The sequence below is a fragment of the Oleiphilus sp. HI0067 genome, assembly GCF_001635735.1.
On record NZ_LWFI01000239.1, the window covers coordinates 1 to 872 of the forward strand.

The window sequence follows — 872 nt, forward strand, 5'->3', positions numbered from 1 at the left end:
CTAGGTAGATATACCATAGCGCTTTTGCTGTTTCGGTAATTCTAGGAGTGAGTTTGCTGTCTTTCACAGGGCCGGGTGCCTCTGCACGGTAGAGCTGCATACCACCGATGCCGAGCATTGGCAGTACAGCGACGGCTAGAACGATCAAACCCATACCGCCAAACCATTGTAACTGTTGGCGATACCATAAGATTGATTTTGGTAGTGAGTCGAGGCCTGTAATAACGGTTGCCCCTGTCGTCGTTAATCCAGAAAGCGACTCAAAATACGCATCTGTGTAGGAGAGATCAGGCATATCAGACAGATATAGTGGGATGGACCCACTAAAGCTAAGAACGACCCAGAACATCACAGTAATTAAGAAACCATCGTGAACACGTAATTCTTTTCTGTGTTGCCGACAGGGTAGCCAGACTAGAAAACCTAAGCCAAGTGTGATGGCAAATGCGTCCAAGAAGGCATGGAGTTGCCCATCGATGTAGTAGAGTGAGACGGCAATGGGGGGCAGCATCGTGACACTGAATAGCATCAACAAAATCCCCAGCATTCGGCCAATAGTTAAAATTTGCATTAGAAGATCTCGATCACTCTAGAAAAACGTTAGGCCGACCTGGAAGAGTTTCTCAACTTCCCTGATCCTTCCTTTATCGATCAAGAACAAGATGACGTGGTCATCAGGTTCGATACGGATATGGTCATGCGCGATCAATACTTCTTTTTTACGCACAATCGCTCCGATCGTTGTGCCAGGCGGCAGATTGATTTCATCGAGTCGTTTCCCGACTACTTTCGAAGAGCGATGGTCTCCATGCGCAATCGCTTCGATTGCCTCTGCTGCACCGCGACGCAGAGAGTGAACATTGACTACGTCT

At 47.8% G+C, this 872-nt stretch carries 2 protein-coding genes; both read right to left on the reverse strand.

Annotation, left to right across the window (positions count from 1 at the left end; all coding sequences use genetic code 11):
* The coding region (locus A3739_RS03140) for a potassium transporter TrkG (protein WP_304440246.1) at positions 1–571 on the reverse strand (571 nt) is incomplete at its 3' end.
* Between the two features lie 18 nt (positions 572–589).
* Positions 590–872 (reverse strand): TrkA C-terminal domain-containing protein (locus A3739_RS03145; RefSeq protein WP_304440247.1); only part of this gene is annotated, 283 nt, incomplete at its 5' end.